The 17,585-nt window shown below is 71.2% G+C and carries 18 protein-coding genes; 8 read left to right on the plus strand and 10 right to left on the minus strand.

Annotated elements, in window-relative coordinates; all coding sequences use genetic code 11:
- Positions 1–269: 269 nt before the first annotated feature.
- The 3 genes from AB0877_RS01590 (at position 270) to sepH (ending at position 3,995) form a co-directional block, all read left to right on the plus strand.
- Complete coding sequence (locus AB0877_RS01590) at positions 270–1,376, plus strand: citrate synthase 2 (RefSeq protein ID WP_091395245.1); 1,107 nt, start codon at positions 270–272, stop codon at positions 1,374–1,376.
- Between the two features lie 226 nt (positions 1,377–1,602).
- Positions 1,603–2,730 (plus strand): phosphoserine transaminase, encoded by a 1,128-nt coding sequence (gene serC, locus AB0877_RS01595; RefSeq protein WP_366605665.1) that lies wholly within the window; start codon positions 1,603–1,605, stop codon positions 2,728–2,730.
- A gap of 185 nt (positions 2,731–2,915) precedes the next feature.
- Entirely contained in the window at positions 2,916–3,995 is a 1,080-nt protein-coding gene (sepH, locus tag AB0877_RS01600) for a septation protein SepH (RefSeq protein WP_366605667.1), read from the plus strand.
- 171 nt (positions 3,996–4,166) lie between these two features.
- Here sepH and AB0877_RS01605 read toward each other — a convergent pair whose 3' ends face one another.
- The gene (locus AB0877_RS01605) at positions 4,167–4,994 is read right to left on the minus strand and encodes an alpha/beta hydrolase (RefSeq protein WP_366605668.1); all 828 of its coding nucleotides are present in this window, start codon (positions 4,992–4,994) and stop codon (positions 4,167–4,169) included.
- Positions 4,995–5,026: 32 nt separating this feature from the next.
- Positions 5,027–5,692, minus strand: coding sequence for a DUF4097 family beta strand repeat-containing protein (locus AB0877_RS01610; protein ID WP_366605670.1), 666 nt, complete (start codon positions 5,690–5,692; stop codon positions 5,027–5,029).
- A gap of 236 nt (positions 5,693–5,928) precedes the next feature.
- On the opposite strand from AB0877_RS01610, the gene AB0877_RS01615 reads away from it, so the two are divergent.
- Positions 5,929–6,666 (plus strand): helix-turn-helix domain-containing protein, encoded by a 738-nt coding sequence (locus AB0877_RS01615; RefSeq protein WP_366605672.1) that lies wholly within the window; start codon positions 5,929–5,931, stop codon positions 6,664–6,666.
- Positions 6,667–6,682: 16 nt separating this feature from the next.
- Here the strand turns inward: AB0877_RS01615 and AB0877_RS01620 are convergent, their stop codons facing one another.
- The 4 genes from AB0877_RS01620 to AB0877_RS01635 all read right to left on the minus strand — a co-directional run bounded on the left by AB0877_RS01620 (position 6,683) and on the right by AB0877_RS01635 (position 10,687).
- Complete coding sequence (locus AB0877_RS01620; protein ID WP_366605674.1) at positions 6,683–7,192, minus strand: hypothetical protein; 510 nt, start codon at positions 7,190–7,192, stop codon at positions 6,683–6,685.
- A 96-nt stretch (positions 7,193–7,288) separates the two neighbouring features.
- Entirely contained in the window at positions 7,289–8,572 is a 1,284-nt protein-coding gene (locus AB0877_RS01625) for an MFS transporter (RefSeq protein WP_366605675.1), read from the minus strand.
- A 71-nt stretch (positions 8,573–8,643) separates the two neighbouring features.
- On the minus strand, positions 8,644–9,093 hold the full coding sequence (locus AB0877_RS01630; RefSeq protein WP_366605676.1) for a MarR family transcriptional regulator: 450 nt from the start codon (positions 9,091–9,093) through the stop codon (positions 8,644–8,646).
- A 115-nt stretch (positions 9,094–9,208) separates the two neighbouring features.
- The gene (locus AB0877_RS01635; protein WP_366605678.1) at positions 9,209–10,687 is read right to left on the minus strand and encodes an NCS2 family permease; all 1,479 of its coding nucleotides are present in this window, start codon (positions 10,685–10,687) and stop codon (positions 9,209–9,211) included.
- An 88-nt stretch (positions 10,688–10,775) separates the two neighbouring features.
- Here AB0877_RS01635 and AB0877_RS01640 point away from each other — a divergent pair, with 88 nt between their 5' ends.
- The gene (locus AB0877_RS01640) at positions 10,776–11,021 is read left to right on the plus strand and encodes a DUF2530 domain-containing protein (protein WP_091395273.1); all 246 of its coding nucleotides are present in this window, start codon (positions 10,776–10,778) and stop codon (positions 11,019–11,021) included.
- Positions 11,022–11,057: 36 nt separating this feature from the next.
- Here the strand turns inward: AB0877_RS01640 and AB0877_RS01645 are convergent, their stop codons facing one another.
- Positions 11,058–11,897, minus strand: a complete 840-nt coding sequence (locus AB0877_RS01645) for a DUF3027 domain-containing protein (RefSeq protein WP_366605680.1) — start codon at positions 11,895–11,897, stop codon at positions 11,058–11,060.
- A gap of 88 nt (positions 11,898–11,985) precedes the next feature.
- On the opposite strand from AB0877_RS01645, the gene AB0877_RS01650 reads away from it, so the two are divergent.
- Together AB0877_RS01650 and AB0877_RS01655 are read left to right on the plus strand one after the other, a co-directional pair.
- Positions 11,986–13,587 (plus strand): MFS transporter, encoded by a 1,602-nt coding sequence (locus AB0877_RS01650; RefSeq protein WP_366605682.1) that lies wholly within the window; start codon positions 11,986–11,988, stop codon positions 13,585–13,587.
- Entirely contained in the window at positions 13,584–14,234 is a 651-nt protein-coding gene (locus AB0877_RS01655) for a futalosine hydrolase (protein WP_366605684.1), read from the plus strand. Before AB0877_RS01650 ends, AB0877_RS01655 begins: the two co-directional genes overlap by 4 nt.
- Positions 14,235–14,262: 28 nt before the next feature.
- Here the strand turns inward: AB0877_RS01655 and AB0877_RS01660 are convergent, their stop codons facing one another.
- Complete coding sequence (locus tag AB0877_RS01660; protein WP_366605686.1) at positions 14,263–15,132, minus strand: GNAT family N-acetyltransferase; 870 nt, start codon at positions 15,130–15,132, stop codon at positions 14,263–14,265.
- Between the two features lie 582 nt (positions 15,133–15,714).
- Between AB0877_RS01660 and AB0877_RS01665 the strand changes: the two genes are divergently transcribed.
- Complete coding sequence (locus tag AB0877_RS01665; protein ID WP_357221085.1) at positions 15,715–16,563, plus strand: 1,4-dihydroxy-6-naphthoate synthase; 849 nt, start codon at positions 15,715–15,717, stop codon at positions 16,561–16,563.
- Here AB0877_RS01665 and AB0877_RS01670 read toward each other — a convergent pair.
- Positions 16,524–16,910, minus strand: coding sequence for a cold shock domain-containing protein (locus tag AB0877_RS01670; protein WP_366605688.1), 387 nt, complete (start codon positions 16,908–16,910; stop codon positions 16,524–16,526). The genes AB0877_RS01665 and AB0877_RS01670 overlap by 40 nt on opposite strands.
- 27 nt (positions 16,911–16,937) lie before the next feature.
- Entirely contained in the window at positions 16,938–17,561 is a 624-nt protein-coding gene (locus tag AB0877_RS01675) for an HAD hydrolase-like protein (RefSeq protein ID WP_366605690.1), read from the minus strand.
- Between the last annotated feature and the right edge of the window lie 24 nt (positions 17,562–17,585).

Genomic DNA, 17,585 nt, shown 5'->3' on the forward strand with positions numbered 1-17,585 from the left:
GCGGGTGTGTCGCCCGTCACGTCCCCACTCCTTCTCGGGGGCCCCGCCAGCACCCTCCAGCGCTGACCAGCCCGCCCTGCCCAGTCTCACCGAGCCGGACGGAGAATGCGCGTCCGGGGATGTCGCGTGCAGCACAGTCGCAGCGGGTCGCGTATCCCTTACTCAGCAGGCAGTATGTTGCGAACACATCCCTGAGGGTCGCCTAAGGCGCTCGGCCGATCCGGGCCGGATGAGCGATCGGGCGCACCGACCAGATCCAGGAGAGCGACATGGCCGATTTCAAACCCGGGCTGGAGGGCGTCGTCGCCTTCGAGACCGAGATCGCCGAACCTGACCGTGAGGGCGGCGCGCTGCGCTATCGCGGAGTCGACATCGAGGATCTGATCGGCCAGGTGTCGTTCGGCAACGTGTGGGCACTGCTCGTCGACGGCCGGTTCGGGCCGGGCCTGCCGCCGGCGGAGCCGTTCCCGGTGCCGGTGCACTCCGGTGACATCCGCGTCGACGTGCAGTCCGCGGTCGCCATGCTGGCCCCGTACTGGGGTCTCAACCAACTGCTGGACATCTCCGACGAGCAGGCCCGTGAGGATCTCGCCCGGGTCTCGGTGACCGCGCTCTCCTTCGTCGCCCAGTCCGCCCGCGGCCTCGGCCTGCCGGCGGTGCCGCAGAAGGAGATCGACAAGGCGCAGACCATCGTCGAGCGGTTCATGAAGCGCTGGCGCGGCGAGCCGGACCCGCGGCACGTCAAGGCAGTCGACGCGTACTTCATCTCGGCCGCCGAGCACGGCCTCAACGCGTCCACCTTCACCGCTCGCATCGTCGCCTCCACCGGGGCGGACGCGGCTGCCTGCATCTCGTCGGGCATCGGCGCCCTGTCCGGCCCGTTGCACGGCGGCGCCCCGTCGCGGGTGCTCAGCATGCTGGAGGCGGTGGAGCGCAGCGGCGACGCGGAGGGCTACGTCAAGGGCGTCCTCGACCGCGGTGAGCGGTTGATGGGCTTCGGCCACCGCGTCTACCGCGCCGAGGACCCGCGCGCCCGAGTGCTCCGGCGTACGGCCAAGGAGTTGGGCGCCCCGCGCTTCGAGATCGCCGAGGCGCTGGAGAAGGCCGCCCTCGCCGAGCTTCAGGCCCGCCGCCCGGACCGGGTGCTGGCCACCAATGTCGAGTTCTGGTCGGCTGTGGTGCTGGACTTCGCCGAGGTGCCGGCGCACATGTTCACCTCGATGTTCACCTGCGCCCGGATGGGCGGCTGGAGCGCGCACATCCTGGAGCAGAAGCGCCTGCAGCGGCTGGTCCGCCCGTCCGCCCGCTACATGGGCCCGGAGACCCGCAAGCCGTCCGACGTCGAGGGCTGGGCGGCCATCCCGCACGGCGTCTGAGCTGGTCGACAAGGGCCCTTTCTCGACGCGCGGTGTCGAGGAAGGGCCCTTGTCCATGCGGTGGGTCGCGCAATGGTCGTTGTCGTCGGTCACCGGCGCCGACTGTGGCGAAGGACTCAGACCGACCGCCGGGACCCCGCCCATCGTCGTCCGGTCCGGGTGCGAGGATGAGGGCCGGCAGTGTCGCCGGGCCCGCCCTCGCCCTTGCGGAAGGATCTTCAAGACCGTGGCTGACGCACCGATCATCCGGATTCCCGATGACATCAAGCCCGCCGACGGACGCTTCGGCTGCGGCCCGTCCAAGGTCCGCCCGGAGGCGGTGTCCGCCCTCGCCGAGGTCGCGACCACCTATCTCGGCACCTCGCACCGGCAGAAGACGGTCCGCGACCAGGTCGCCCGGTTGCGCTCCGGCATCGCCGAGTTCTTCTCGCTGCCCGAGGGCTACGAGGTGATCATCGGCAACGGCGGCACCACCGCGTTCTGGGAGGTCGCCACCTTCGGCCTGATTCGCGACCGGGCCCAGTTCGCCAGCTTCGGCGAGTTCGGCGCCAAGTTCGCCAAGTCGGTCAAGGACGCCCCGTTCCTGGGTGAGCCGACCGTCCGCAAGTCCGACGCGGGCACCGCGCCGACCCTGGTCGCCGAGTCCGGCGTGGATGCGTACGCGACGCCGCAGAACGAGACCTCGACCGGTGTGGCCGTCCCGATCAGCCGGGTGGCCGGTGCCGACGAGGGCTCGCTGCTGCTTGTCGACGCGACCTCCGGCGCGGGTGGCCTGGAGGTCAACGTCGGTGAGACCGACGTCTACTACTTCGCCCCGCAGAAGTGCTTCGGCTCCGACGGCGGTCTGTGGCTGGCCCTGATGTCCCCGGCCGCACTGGAGCGGGCCGCCGAGATCAAGGGGTCCGGGCGCTACATCCCCGCCTTCCTCGACCTGGTCACCGCCATCGACAACTCGCGGCTGGAGCAGACCTACAACACCCCGGCGCTGGCCACCATCTTCCTGGCCGCCGAGCAGACCGACTGGATGAACGCGCAGGGCGGCCTGTCCTGGGCGGCGAAGCGCACCGCCGAGAGCGCCGCAGCGGTCTACGGCTGGGCCGAGCGGTCCAGCGTGGCCACCCCGTTCGTCACCGACCCGGCGCTGCGCTCCAACGTGGTCGCCACCATCGACTTCGCCGACGGGGTGGATGCCACGGCGATCGCCAAGGCGCTGCGCGCCAACGGCATCGTGGACACGGAGCCCTACCGCAAGCTCGGTCGCAACCAGCTGCGGGTGGCGCTGTTCCCGGCCGTCGAGCCGGCCGATGTCGAGGCGCTCACCGCGTCCATCGACTACGTGGTCGAGCGACTCTGACGTTCGTCACGGTCGGTGTCCGTTGGGGCCTCCACGGACACCGACCGTGATCATCGCCGCAGCTCAGTCACGACATGCGGGGTGTCGCTTCCCCCACCCCGAGACAGATGCGCGTACGGTGGTCCGAGACGCCTGGGTGGCCGACTCGTGGTGTGCGGCCAGCGAAGCGGGACGGAGGCAACGTTATGCGCCCAGTACGCTTCGTCGCCCTCTCCGAGGACGGCCAGGCTCTGGTGCTCGCCGACGAGGTCGGGCGCCTTCTCGCCCTGCCCATCGACGAACGCATCGCCGGCGTGATGCACCCCGAGCCGGGTGCCCCGCCGCTCGCGGTGGCACCGAGCACCGTCGACCCGGTTCCCTCACTGTCCCCTCGGGACATCCAGGCCCGCATCCGTTCGGGTGAGTCCGCGGAGGACGTCGCCCGGATCGCCGGTGTGCCGGTCGACCGGGTGCTGCGCTATGCCGGCCCGGTGTTGCAGGAGCGGGCGATGCTCGCCCAGCACGCCCGGCGCACCCGCCTCAAGGGCGCGGAGAAGCCCACCCCGCTCGCCGAGGTGGTCAACGGCCGGCTGAGCCAGCACGGCATCGACACCGAGAAGATCTCCTGGGACGCGTACCGGCGCGACGACGGCACCTGGCGGATCATCGCCACCTGGCCGTCGGGCAAGGCCACCGCGCAGGCCATCTGGGACATGGACAAGGCCCGGCAGGTGGTCACGCCGCACGACGACATGGCGCAGTACCTGTGCGCCGAGCGGCCCACGCCGATCCTCGGTCAGGAGCCGGCACCGGAGCGCGGCGGGCACGCCCTGCCGGGCCCGTCGCGCGGTGAGCCGAGTCGTGGCGGGCACGGTCTGCCGGCGGCGTCCGAGCACCCGCGCCCTGGCCGTGATCCGATCCGGGCCGGCCGTGACGCCCTGCTGGCCTCCCTGGACCGCCCGCTCGGCGGTTCGTCGGGTCGCGGGCTGGAGCCGCGTACCCCGGCTGCCCTGGCCGGGTCGGACGCGCCCCGGCAGCGGCCGGTCGGTGGCGGCGCTGCCGCGCTGCTCGGCGGTGGCCAGGGCTCGGCCTTCGACGACGATTCGGACGCGCCCAAGGAGGTGCCGGCCGTGCCGTCGCTGGCGGTGCTGCGGCCCCGCCGCACGGGCGCCGCGGCGGCCACCGGCGGCGAGTCCACCGACGCCAACGGCAAGCCACGCAAGCGGCTGCCGAGCTGGGACGACGTGCTCTTCGGCAGCGGCCCGGCCGCCCGCGAATCTTCCTGACGCCTCGTGTTGACGGGTGACCTTGCGTCACCCGTCAACACGCGCGTTCGAACCTCAGCCCCCGAGCGACACGCTCGCGCCCCGCGATCTTGCACTTTCTGTCGGGACTCATCGGGCAATCCGCCTATCTCGGCCACCGGAACTGCAAGATCGGCGCGGGGTAGCGCCCGGCTACGCACCCTCGTTGAGGGTCCTTCGTGCGGTTCGGCTGAGGGCGGCGACTCCGCGTACCGCTTCGGCGACGGCGCGGAAGTCCTTCTTGAGGATCGCACCGTGGTTGCTGGCGACCTTCGCTCCGATCGTGATGTGCGGGTTGCGGGCGGTCACCGCGTCGAGGCTGGCGCGGATCTGCTCCTGCTCGTCCCCGCGACTGCCGAGGGACGTTCCCGAGGCGACGACGTACCGCACCGGGACGCTGATGGCGTCCAGCACCGGGCCCAGTTCGCGCTCCCGGGAGAGTTCGCCCAGTTCGATGTTGCTGTCCGCCATCTGGTTCGCGTTCATCCGTGGGGTCAGGCCGGTCGGGCGGAGCAGCGGCATGAACAGGTTCATCCGTCGGAACATCCTGCGGATCCGTTGCGCCATGGCCTCGTCGAGCCAGTCGTGCGGGAACGCACCGTCGACCAGGACCGCGCCCAGGGCACGCTCCGGGTTCCGGTTGGCCCAGTGCGCCCCGACCACCGCTCCGTAGGACCAGCCAACCAGCACCGCCTGGGCCACCCCCCGGGCGGCGAGCACGGCGTCGACGTCCCGGACGGCAGCTTCGAACGAGTAGTCGGTTGAGCGCTCCGACTTCCTGCCGCGGGCCCGCTCGTCGTAGGTGATGTGCCGGAACTCGGCGCCCAGTTCGGCGATGACCCGCCGCCAGTAGCCCTGGGTGGCGCACTGACCGTTGAGGTAGACCACCGGGAGGCCGGGGCCACCGCTGTCGGTGACGGCCAGGGCCGTGTCGTCGACCGACACCATTCCGGTCCACGGGGAGCTGGTAGCTGGGTTCATGTCGTACTCCTGTCGGGTGGTCGTGGTGGGGTTCAGAGGCTTCGGGCGGTGATGTCGCCCTGGGAGGTGGTGGCGCGGATGTCGAGCGTCGTGGCGCCGTGGTTCTTGAGGGCGTTGCTGACCCGACCGTGGCCGGTGCCGGCGTCGAGTACGGCGGAGACGCCGGCGGCGGCAGCGACCGAGATGTCGCCGGACTGGGTGCTGAGCACGACCGCGCCGCTCACGGCCTCGGCGATCCGGATGTCGCCCCGAGCGGTGCTGATCTCCGCGGGGCCGTTGAGCCGGCCGATCTCGACGTCGCCGTCGATCGCGGTGAGCCGCAGGCTCGCGACCTCGTCGATCTTGATCTGGCGGTACGCCCCGTCGAAGGCGATGTCGCCGAGACGCCCGACGCCGCGAAGTTCGGCACTGGCGGTCCTGGCCTTGATCGTGGAGCCGGCGGGGAGCTGAACGGTCACCTCGAGCGACCCGGCCGGGCCGACGAGCGGGTTGCCGGAGGCTGGGGCCGTGATCCGCAGGACGCCGTCGGTGTAGGCGACAGTGGTCTGCTCGGCGGCCCTGGTGTCGCGCCTCTTCGAGGCGTCGGTGGGCAGAACCTCGACGACGGTGTCGGCGCGGTCTGCGGCGATCAACTGGATCCGTCCGGCGGGGATGTCGAGGACGGCCGAGATGGGGGCGGGGGTGTCGAACGTCTGCATCGTGTTCTCCTGCGTTCGCAGCTCTTTCTGACACAGGAAACGCTACGTTGCTTTCCGAAGACTGGCAACTAAGCCGTTGCTATGGGATTACATAACAGCAGTTCACAGCACATAAACTGTTGCAACGATGCTAGATTTAACGCAACAACGAAGCCGCACCCGTTGCAACAGCCGGAGGGTGAACGCTATGGTGGGGCAGTCAGCGGACGCGCCGAGGAATCACCGGGGAGATCGTGATGCCGGGAGGCAGACTCAGTCAGCAGGAGCGCCAGCAGATCGCGCTGGGGCTGATCGACAGCCTCCCCTACGCGGAGATCGCCCGGCGCCTCGACCGTCCCACGTCCACAGTCACCCGCGAGGTGATGCGCAACGGCGGCCCCACCGCCTACCGCGCCGAGCTGGCCCACCGCGCCACCGAACGTCGCGCCCAGCGGCGCAGGGCAGTCACCTCACCGGGGGCCACCGCGCTACCTCAGGAGCATGGACGTGACGCCCGGGCCCTGGCGGAGTACGGGGAGACGTTCACCACGGTCCTCATGGCTTCCGGCCTGCCCAAGATGGCGGCTCGGGTCCTGACCCACCTGTTCATCACCGACTCGGCCAGCCTCACCGCATCACAGCTCGCCCAACGCCTCCAGGTCAGCCCGGCGTCCATCTCCAAGGCGATCACCTTCCTGGAGGGTCAGAGCCTCGTCCGCCGCGAACGCGACGAACGCCGCCGGGACCGCTACGTGGTCGACGACGAGCTGTTCTATCAGGCGACGATCGCCAGCGCCCGGGCCAACGACCAGCTCGTCGCAACTGCGCGCCAGGGCGTCGCCATCCTCGGCCCGCAGACCCCCGCCGCCGCCCGACTGGAGAACATCGCCCGTTTCCTCGACTTCATCAGTGAGAGCGTCGTCCGCGCCGCCGAGCAGGGCCGCGCGGTGCTGCACACCGGATCCCAACCCGCTGCCCAGGCCACCGGGACGTGACCGACGGGCGGGCGGGTCAGCGGTGCCGCTGCCGCTGCCCGCAGCGGGCCGCCGGAAGAGCCAGACCGGCAGCGTGCAGCACGCCCTCCACCCGGACCCGCTCGATCTCCTGGTCGACGCCCTCCAGCTCGGCGAGGTGCTCGGCGATGCCGAGGGCGCGGCAGGCGAGACGAAGCCGGTCGTCGTACGCCCGGAGCAGCGCGCTGTCCCAGACCATCGAGCGACCGCTGCCGCCGACCCGTTGACCGCCGAGACGACGCAGGTCGGCGGCGATCTGCTCAAGTGGCCGGCGGTCGACGCTGTCGAACTCGCTGAGGTCGATGTCGCGGGTCAGCGCGTCGGCCTCGATGGCGCGGTCGAGGGTGGCGATCGTGCGCCTCTCCCGGCGACGGTCACGCCACTCGGACCAGCCGCAGACCACCCGGTCGAGGATCTCGTCGTAGCAGAAGATCAGGGCGAACGCCGCCGGCAGCGTGGCCACGGCGAGGAACGCCAGGGCCAGCATCAGCGCGTGTCCGATCCCCACGCATCGACGCTAAGCCCCACCGTGCCACCCCGCCAGCGGTTTGGCCGCATCCACGTCATCCGCGCAACCGGACGCGGCCGGAGCCGGTGGTAAACCTCAGCAGTCGGTGGAGGTGACGTAGAAGCGGGGCATCGGCAGCACCCGGAAACGCAGCCGGGCACCGGAGTGGCGCAGCTGCCAGGTGAGGGCGATCACCGCGGCGGCCAGCGAGATGAGCCCACCCATCCAGATGCTGGCACCGGCACCGTAGTGCTCCGCGACCCAGCCGATCAGCGGCGCGCCGACCGGGTTGGTGCCCAGGAACACCAGCACCCACAGCGCCATCACCCGACCCCGGAAGGCCGCGTCCACGCCCAACTGGACCCGCTGGTTGGCCGCCTGGGCGAAGAAGACCATGAAGAAACCGGTCGGCACCAGCAGGGCCACGACCAGCCAGTACGTCGAGGCGAGGCCGACCAGGGTGCCGAAGCTGGCGCAGGCGATCGCCGCGCCGAGCACCAGCCAGACGGACGGCCGGCTGCGCCGACCGGTGCCGCTGAGCGCGCCGCCGAGCGCGCCCACGGCCAGCGCCGTGCTGAACAGGCCGAAGGAGGCGGCACCGGTGTGGAAGACCGTCTTCGCCAGCGCGGCGAGGGTGAGCTGGAAGTTGAACAGCGACATGCCGATCACCGACATGACAGCCATCGGCAGCAGCAGGTCGGGGCGACGGAACACGTACCGCAGCCCATCGACGACCCGTGCGGACGCCCGCTCGTCGCGCGGCAGCAGGGCCTCGCGATGCAGGTCGGCCGTCCGCATCCGGACCACGTTGACCAGGGGCGCGACCGAACTGAGGGCGGTGAACAGGAAGACCGGGCCCACGTCGAACGCGGCGATCGCCAGGCCGGCGACGGCCGGGCCGACGATCCGCGCGGAGTTGAACACGGCGGCGTTCAGCGACAGCGCGTTGGGCAGCAGCGGCGTGCCGACGAGTTCGGAGACGAACGCCTGCCGGACCGGGGTCTCCACGGCGTTGGCCGTGCCGAGCAGCGCGGCGAAGGCGAAGACGTGCCAGAGCTGCACCAGGTCGGTGAGGACCAGCACCGCCATGCCGAGCGCCAGCACACTCCAGAACGCGTTGGCGACGAAGAGCAGCACCCGCTTGTCGTACCGGTCGGCGAGCCGGCCGGAGAACAGGGTGAGCAGGAGCACCGGGGTGAACTGGCAGGCGGTGACAACGCCGAGCGCGGTCGCCGAGTTGTCGGAGAGGTCGAGGACGAGCCAGTCCTGGGCGATGAACATCATCCAGACACCGATCAGTTTGATCAGTTGCCCGGATGCGAAGAGCCGGTAGTTGCGGACCTGTAGGGACTGGAACATCGTGCTCAGCTTCGCCTGCACTCTTGGTGCGCCTCCTCGGACGTACGCGTCATCGACAGGTGACGGCACGGACCCGGTGGCGCGGGCGCGGCTCAGGCGCGAGCGAGCTGCTGAAGAATCTGGGCGGCCCTCTGCAGGGTCTCCCGTTCGTCCTCGTCGAGCGCGGCCAGCCGGTGGGCCAGCCATTCGTCGCGGGCCCGCTCGAACTGGTCGAGCACGGCCTGCGCTCCTTCGGTCGCCGCGAGGATGACCTGCCGCCCGTCGGTCGGATGGGGTGTCCGCCGCACCAGGCCGCGGTCCTCCAGCTTCCCGACGATCTTGGTCATCGTCGGCGGCTGCACCCGTTCCACGTCGGCCAGCTCACGGGGTGTCATCGCGCCCGCCAGCCGCAGGCTGGTGAGCGCGGAGACCTGGGTGACCGTGAGGTCGCCGACCGGTCGGGCCTGTCGGACCCGCCGGTTGAGTCGGGTGATCGCATCACGCAGCTGGGGAGCCAGCTGCGCCGGTGGCACGCGTTCCGCCGTCACCGTCCGCTCCGTCACAGTAGTTAGCTTAACTAATGAGCATGGCTAACGACATCCGTTATGACCAGGCTCACGAGGGGGATTCGAATGGTACGGGCGGGGAATCCCGATCGACTCCCCGCCCGAACGTGCCTCAGAGCACCAGGGACTCGATCGGCCCACGCAGGAAGTACAGCACGAAGAGCGCGGCCACCCCGTACAGCAACGGGTGCACCTCCCGGGCCTTGCCCCGCGCCAGCTTGACCACCACGAAGGTGATCAGACCAGCGCCGATCCCGTTGGAGATCGAGTAGGTGAACGGCATCAACACGATGGTGAGGAAGGCCGGAATGGCGATCTCGTAGTCGGACCAGTCGATCGTCCGCACCGCGGTCATCATCAGGAACCCGACCACCACCAGGGCCGTCGACGCCGCCTCGAACGGCACGATCACCACCAGCGGCGCCAGGAACATCGCGAGCAGGAAGAGCGCGCCGGTGACCAGGTTGGCCACACCGGTCCGGGCACCCTCCGCGACACCGGCGGCGCTCTCGATGTACGACGTGTTGCTGGAGGTGCTGGCCGCACCGCCGGCCGCCGCCGCGATCGAGTCGACCAGCAGGATCTCCTTGGCCTTCGGCGGGGTGCCCTGCTCGTCGAGCAGGCCACCCTCCTGGCCGACCGCGACCATCGTGCCCATGGTGTCGAAGAAGTCCGTGATCAACAGCGTGAAGATGAACATCAGTACGACCAGCCAGCCGGCCCGGCCCCACGAGTCCAACACGTTGAACTTGCCGAGCAGCGACAGATCCGGCAGGTCGACCACCGACTTCGGCAACTCCGGCACGTTCAGCGACCAGCCCTTCGGGTTGGGCTGACCGTTGACGAACGACGGGCCGATGTTGCCGATCGCCTCCACGATCACCGCCAGCACCGTCGAGGCGAGGATGCCGATCAGGATCGCGCCCTTCACCCGACGGACCACCAGCACCAGCGTGATCAGCAGGCCCACCACGAAGACCAGCATCGGCCAGCTCACCAGCTTGCCGCCGATGCCCAGGCCGACCGGAACGGTGGTGTTGGCATCGTCCGGGATGCGTCGGACGAAGCCGGCGTCCACCAGGCCGATGATGGTCAGGAACAGACCGATGCCGACCCCGATCGCACTCTTCATCTGGGTCGGCACCGAGCGGAAGACAGCGGTGCGCAGACCGGTCAGCACCAGCACCGCGATGATCAGACCCTCGATCACCACCAGGCCCATCGCGTCGGCCCAGGTCATCTCGGGGGCGATCTCGTACGCCACCAGGGCGTTGACGCCCAGACCGGCGGCGAGCGCCAGCGGGAACCGGCCGACCACACCCATCAGGATGGTCATCAGACCGGCGACGAGCGCGGTCGCGGCAGCCAGCGCGGGAATCGGGAGGCTCTTGTTGTCACCGTCGACCGCACCGCCGAGGATCAGCGGGTTGAGCACCACGATGTACGCCATCGTGAAGAAGGTCGCCAGGCCACCGCGTACCTCACGGCTCAACGTCGAGCCACGGGCAGAGATCTCGAAGAACCGGTCGAAACCGTTACGCGGGTGAGCGGGGTTGGGAGGTGTGCCGTTCTCGGGCGGCGCTACTGCCATCGGGTCCTCGCAGGTGATCTTCCAGTTGTCGCGCGCATCGTCCCAGATCGTCGATGGGCAGGGGAAGTAGATCCCGTACGCTTGCCGAATGCCGAACGAGCAGCCACCGCGGCCCGCACCACTGGATCCGCCGATGGTGCCGTTCGCCCTCGCCGGGTTGATCGCGTGGGCGGTGGCCGGGCTGGTCCTGCTGATCTTCTTCCGGGGCTGGCTGACCGACCACGGTCACCAGAACTGGCTCTGGACCTGCCTCGCCGGTTTCCTGTGGGGTTTCCCGGGCCTCGCCGTGATGATGCGGCACGACGCCAACCGACGACGTCGCCGCGCGAGGTGAGCCGGCCGCCGCGCCGGAGCACTCCGGCGCGGACGATCAGGAGTGCCCGTACGGCTCCGCCGGCTCAGCGGTCTCCACCGAGCCCGGCGCCCGGCTGACCGACATGGCCTCCACCGCGCTGTCGTCGTAGACAGTGGGCAGCTCGTCGACAGCGGTCTCGGCCGCCTCGATCAGCGTCTCGGAGTGGGCGCCGCAACCGTGGTCGGCGCTCACCACCCGGCCGTCGTCGGGGGCGTAGAAGTTGCCGCACGCCCCGAACGCCTGCCGCATCGCACCGGCCAGCGGCAGGTAGAAACCGCAGGTGCCGCAGCGGGCGGCGGCCGGTGCGGCGGACGAGATGGCGGCGGCGGGGCCGTGGTCACCGTCGTACCAGCGCTGCGCCGTGTCGATGCGACCCTCCCGGGAGAGCACGCGGGCGCGCCCGAGGCCCAACTCCCAAGCCGTCTCCTCGACCGCCGGGTCGTCCGAGAGCAGGTAACCGGGGACCAGTCGATCGTCGTCGGGCGAGGTCGGGAGCAGGTCACCCGGACCCAGGTCGCCCGGCTTGAGCCGCTCCTGCCAGGGCAGCCAGCCGGGCGCGAGCAGCGCGTCCGGGCCGGGCAGCAGAACCGTCTCGCAGATGGTCACCGTCTTGCTGCGCGGCACCCGGGTGACGGTGACCGCCCAGCGCCAGCCGTTGTAGCCGGCGAGGCGACATTCGAAGTAGTGGGTGACCAGCCGATCACCCTCGGCAACGACCTGCAGGTGGTCGCCGACATCGTCGGAGCCCACCTCGGTGATGCCGGCGCGGGCCACCTCGACGGCGGCGGCGCAGACCTGGTCGAGACGGGCGGCACGGGTGGAGGCGGGCCTGGTCACCCGACCATTGTTCCCCATGCGCCCCGCAGGGGTGACAGGGACTCCCGGGGAACCTTTCCCAGCGGTGGTGCGGCGTACCCGGATCAGATGGGCGAGGATGGTGCACATGCCGTCGTACTCCCGCTCCGGGCGATCCGTCCTCGGCCGGACCGTCGGCACGGGCATTCGCGCTGTTCGTCTGTTGTTGCGGGGTTCGATGGGTAGCGGCCGCTGGGTGACCCGCCGGGCCGGTCGGGCCCGCGCCCGGGGCGCCGGCGGCGAGGTCGGCATGGTTCGCCTGTTCGACCTGCACGCGCTCTCCTGCGCCGGTGACACCCTGATCGCCATCGGTCTGGCCGGCACGATCTTCTTCAACGTGCCACTCGGCGAGGCTCGTAGCAAGGTCGCGCTCTACCTGCTGGTGACCATGGTGCCGTTCGCGATGCTCGCTCCGGTGGTGGGCCCGCTGCTGGATCACTTCCGGCACGGCCGGCGGTACGCCCTGGCGGCGACGATGCTCGGCCGCGCCTTCCTGGCCTGGTTGATCTCCGACTACATCCACGGCTTCGGGCTCTATCCGGCCGCGTTCGGGGTGCTCGCGCTCTCCCGGGCGTACGGCGTGGCTCGATCCGCGGCGGTGCCCCGGTTGCTGCCGGAGGGCCTGGGTCTGTCCCAGGTGGGTGCCCGGGCCAGCGTCTACGGCACTGTCGCGGGTGCGCTGGTGGCGCCGATCGGGTTGGCCGCGTTCTGGTTCGGGCCGCAGTGGCCGCTGCGGGTCGCTTCGGTGATCTTCCTGGTCGGCATGGTGATCTCCCTGCGGCTGCCGCCGAAGGCGGACTCGGAGCCACCGGAGCGGGTCCCCCGACCACTGCGCGCGCTGGGCCGCCGCCGTGGTGACCGGCCGCTGGGGCGGGGCCGACCGTCCGGCCGGCTGGTGATCGCCACCCTGATCGGCGCGGCGACGCTACGCGCGCTCTACGGCTTCCTGCTGCTCTTCCTCGCCTTCGCGATCAAGAAGGGCGACCTGACCACGGTGGTGTTCGGCCGGGATCTGGGCGCCGAATGGGCGTTGGGCGTGGTCGGCGGCGCGCTCGCGGTCGGCACCTTCCTGGCCACCGCCATCGGCACCCGACTGCGCATCCACCGACCGACCGCCATCCAGTCCAGCAGCATGATCATCGTGGCCGGGGTGGCGGTGCTCGCCGTCATCCAGTTCTCGCTGCTGATGGTCGCCCTGCTCTGCCTTGTCGCCGCGCTGGCCAGCGGGATAGCGAAGCTGGCGGTGGACGCCTCGATCCAGGAGCGCATCCCGGAACGGTTGCGGGCCAGCTCCTTCGCCCACTCCGAGACGGTGCTGATGCTCGCCTTCGTCGCCGGCGGCGGGCTCGGGCTGGTGCCGTTCGACGGCCGGATGGGCATCGCCGTGGCCGCCGGGGTCGGCGTACTGGCCGCGATCCGGGGTGTGCTGACCGCCGCCCGGCTGCGCGGTGAAAAGCTGGCCGGCCGACCGCTCGGTGACGACGAGCTGACCGACGACGAGCCGGCGGACGAGCCCGGGGACCCCACGCCGACCTCACCGGCACCGGCCCGGACCAGCTCACCGGAGTACGACGACCCGAGCCTCGCCCCGCCGGGCTACCACATCTACCGCCCGTCGTCGGCCGTTGGCGGCCCGGGTGGCGGGGCCGACGACGAGACCCGCCGCGAGTCTCCCGGCTCACTCTCGTGACCGGCCTGCTGGTGGTGACGGCGGTTCCCGCCGAGGCGGACGCGATCCGCGCCGGGCTGACCGACCCCGGCGTGACCGTCACCCCGATCGGTGTGGGCCCGGCCCTCGCCGGTGCCGCCACCGCACGGCTGCTGGCGCTGGAAGAGGCCACCGGCCGCCCGTACCGTGCGGTGGTCAGCGCCGGCGTGGCCGGCGGCTTCACCGGGCGGGCCGAGGTCGGCGACACGGTGCTCGGCACCGCCAGCATCGCCGCCGACCTGGGTGCCGAGTCGCCCGACGGCTTCATCCCGGTCGACGAGCTGGGTATGCCGCCCGCGCTGCTGGGTGCGGGCAGCAGGGTGTCGGCGGACCCGGGCCTGCTGGCGGCGTTGCGAGCCGCCCTCCCGACGGCCACGGCCGGCCCGGTGCTCACGGTCAGCACCGTCACCGGCACCACGTCCGGCACCGACGAGCTGCGCCGCAGGCATCCGGAAGCGGTCGCGGAAGCCATGGAGGGGTACGGCGTGGCGGTCGCGGCGGCGCAGGCCGGGGTGCCCTTCGCCGAACTGCGCACGATCTCCAACCCGATCGGCCCCCGCGACCGGGACGCCTGGCGGCTGCGCGAAGCCCTGGCCGCCCTGACCGCAGCAGCCCCAGCACTGCGCTGACCCGGCACTGCGCTGACCCGGCCGACGGTCACCAGAAGCGGCGCTTGCCCGGCTGACCCAGGCGCAGTGCGGCGGTGCGGCGTGCCTCGATCTCGAAGCCGCACGCCAGCAGCAGGTCGGTGCCAGCTTGGTCGGCGACAGCGACCGCGTCGTCGATGCCCGCCTCGCGCATCCCGGTCACCAGCGCGGTGACCAGCCGTCGCCCGACCCCCAACCGCCGATACCGGGGGTCGACAAGCACGCCGTCGAGCGCCATCTCCCGCTCCGGCATGTCCGGATGCCACTCGCCGAATTGGAGGAACGGGCTGCGCTCATGGGCCCGCAGCTCACCAATGAGCTTGCCGTCGGGAAGCTCGGCGACGTAGCGCCAGCAGGTGGCCGGCAGGTCGCTGGCCAGCACCCGACGCACCTGCGTAGTCCTTCGGACCTCGGCACCCCACCGTCGGTTGTCGCGATAACGACGGTTCAGCTCGTACGCGGCCGGCGGCAGCGGGAGCGGATACCGCTCGGGCGGCAACCGGTACCACTCCGCCCACCAGGCGCCGGGCCAGTCCCGAGGCTCGTGGACCGGCCAGACGTCCAGGTGAGCCGGGTATCGACGGCCCGCCTCGTCCCGCATGTCGTCGTGCGGAACCGGCGTGGGTTCGGCGACGCCGGAGACGGCGGGTGGGACGCCGACGGCCAGCCTCCCGCCGGCCGCCCGGACGAGGCGTTCCACGGTCCGGAATCGGGGGTTGAGCGCCCGCCCCGACTCGATGCGGGCCAGCGTCGGCTGCGGCACCCCGGATCTCTCGGCCAACTGCCGCTGACTCAGATCGGCCCGCCGACGCAGAGCGCGGAGCGCCGGACCGAGATCGGCCCCGCTGCTCCCGTCCGTGTGGTCACTCGCCTCGGTCACAGACCGATGTTCCCCGCTGGTCAGCGCACTATCAACACCCCAGCCAGAGCTGTGGATAAAGCTGTGGACAACCGCTCGGGTCGGTGGATGACCTACTCCGCAAACCCCCTATGGAGCTGAATCGTCTGCGACATCATCACGGCCTACGCCAACCAACAGCGTTCGGCAGGCGCGGGCTCGCATCACAGCTCCGCACCACCGCGACCCGCACGACCCCGCACCACCGCGACCCGCACCACCGCGACCCGCACCACGACCTCGCATCGCTGCGGCCCCTGAGCCCAGCGCGATTCGTTTGCGGCATCAGCTCCAAAGGGAGTCCGAGGCAGGTGTCCGACCCCGGCGCTGAGGGGGCCGGCACCCACGCTGCCGCCGGGGACCGGCCACCGGCCACGCCGATACCGCCAGCCACGCCGATGCCGCCAGCCACGCCGATGCCGCCAGCCACGCCGATGCCGCCAGCCACGCCGATGCCGCCGGCCACGCCATTAGCCGCGGGCCGGTCGTCGCGGATCTCCGACGCGGATCACAACGGCGGGGTGGGCGCGGGCCGCACGGCAGGCGCGGGTCTACCGTGAGGGTGTGGCGCTCTCCCTGGCGATCTCGCCCTGCCCCAACGACACGTTCGTCTTCCACGCGCTGGTACACGGGCGGGTGCCCGGCGCACCGCCGGTCGAGGTGACGTACGCCGACGTGGACGTCACCAACACGGCGGCCGAGCGGGGCGCGTTCGACCTGGTGAAGGTGAGCTTCGCGGCGCTGCCCTGGCTGCTCGACGACTACCACCTGCTGCCCTGCGGCGGCGCCCTCGGCCGCGGTTGTGGTCCGCTGGTGCTCACCCGGGGCGACCGCGACGGCGGCCCGGACCGCACCGACCTGACCGGCGCCACTGTGGCGGTGCCGGGAGACCGGACCACCGCGTACCTGCTGTTCCGGCTCTGGTCGGCCGGGCGGCCACCGGCCCGGATCGAGGTGGTGCCGTTCCACGAGATCATGCCGGGCGTGGCGGCTGGACGCTACGACGCCGGGCTGGTCATCCACGAAGCCCGGTTCACCTACCACCGGCACGGCCTGAGCGCCCTCGTCGACCTCGGCGAATGGTGGGAGGCCGACACCGGCCTACCCATCCCCCTCGGCGCGATCCTGGCCCGACGCGGGGCGGTCGACCCGCAGGCCGCGGCCGGCTGGGTCCGCGAGTCGGTCCGACAGGCCTGGGCGGACCCGGCGGCCAGCCGGGAGTACGTGCTGGCGCACGCCCAGGAGATGGAGCTCGACGTGGTCGACCGGCACATCGGCCTCTACGTCAACGAGTTCACCGCCGACCTGGGCGAGGCCGGATTCGCCGCGGTGGCGGCACTGCTCGACCGGGCCGCCACCGCCGGCCTGGTGCCTCAGACCTCCAGCTCGCGGGCCACCGCGTGGACCAGCTGAGCGATCTTCTGCGCGGCCTTCCTGTCCGGGTACCGACCTCGGCGCAGGTCCGGCTGGACCTTCGCCTCCAGCACCTTGATCATGTCTTCGACCAGGCCGTGCAGTTCCTCAGCCGGCCGACGGCGCAGCTCCGACATCGACGGCGGCGCGTCCAGCAGCTTGACCCCCATGGCCTGCGAGCCCCGGCGGCTGTCCACCACGCTGAAGTCGACCCGCTGGCCACCCTTGAGGTCGGTGACACCCGCCGGCAGCGCCCCCTTGGGCAGGAACACGTCGCCGCCCTCGTCACTCGTGACGAAGCCGTATCCCTTGGCCGTGTCGTACCACTTCACTCGACCCGTAGGCACCTGAAAACCCCTGCTTCACTTGAGCCGCTACTGCTCCAAGGCTAGCTGGATCATCCCGTCGAGCGCCGCTGGGAATTCGGTGAGCTCGTCCAGCACCACTTCCGCCCCGGCCGCCCGTAGCTCATCGGAGGAGCACGGGCCGGTCGCCACGCCGATGCCGGGCACCCCGGCCGCCGCCGCCGCCACCATGTCCGCGACATGGTCACCGACGTAGTGGGTAGCGCCGTGCTCCCGCAGAGCTGTCGCCTTCTGCTCGGCGAACAGGTCGCCGGCCAGCTCGTCGACAGTGAGACCGAGGTGGTCCAGGTGCAACCGGGCCAGCCGGCCGATCTTGGACGTGACGACCAGCACCCGGCCACCGCGCGCACGGATCGCCTCGATGGCCTCCCGCGCGCCGGGCAGCAGGAGCGTCGGGGTGATCGCGTACGCCGGGTACAGCTCGCGATACACCCGCACGGCCGACTCGACCTGATCCGGCGGGAACCAGTGCGCGAGCTCGGTACGCAGCGGCGGCCCGAGCCGGGACACCGCCAGCTCGGCGTCGACCGGCACCCCGGTCCTCGCGGTCAGCGCCCGGTACGCCGCGGCGATGCCGGGGCGGGAGTCCACCAGGGTCATGTCGAGGTCGAATCCGACGGTCAGTGCGGGCATGTCGAGAAACGTACCGGCTACTCC

The sequence above is a fragment of the Micromonospora sp. NPDC047644 genome (genome assembly GCF_040704315.1).
Lineage (GTDB): Bacteria > Actinomycetota > Actinomycetes > Mycobacteriales > Micromonosporaceae > Micromonospora.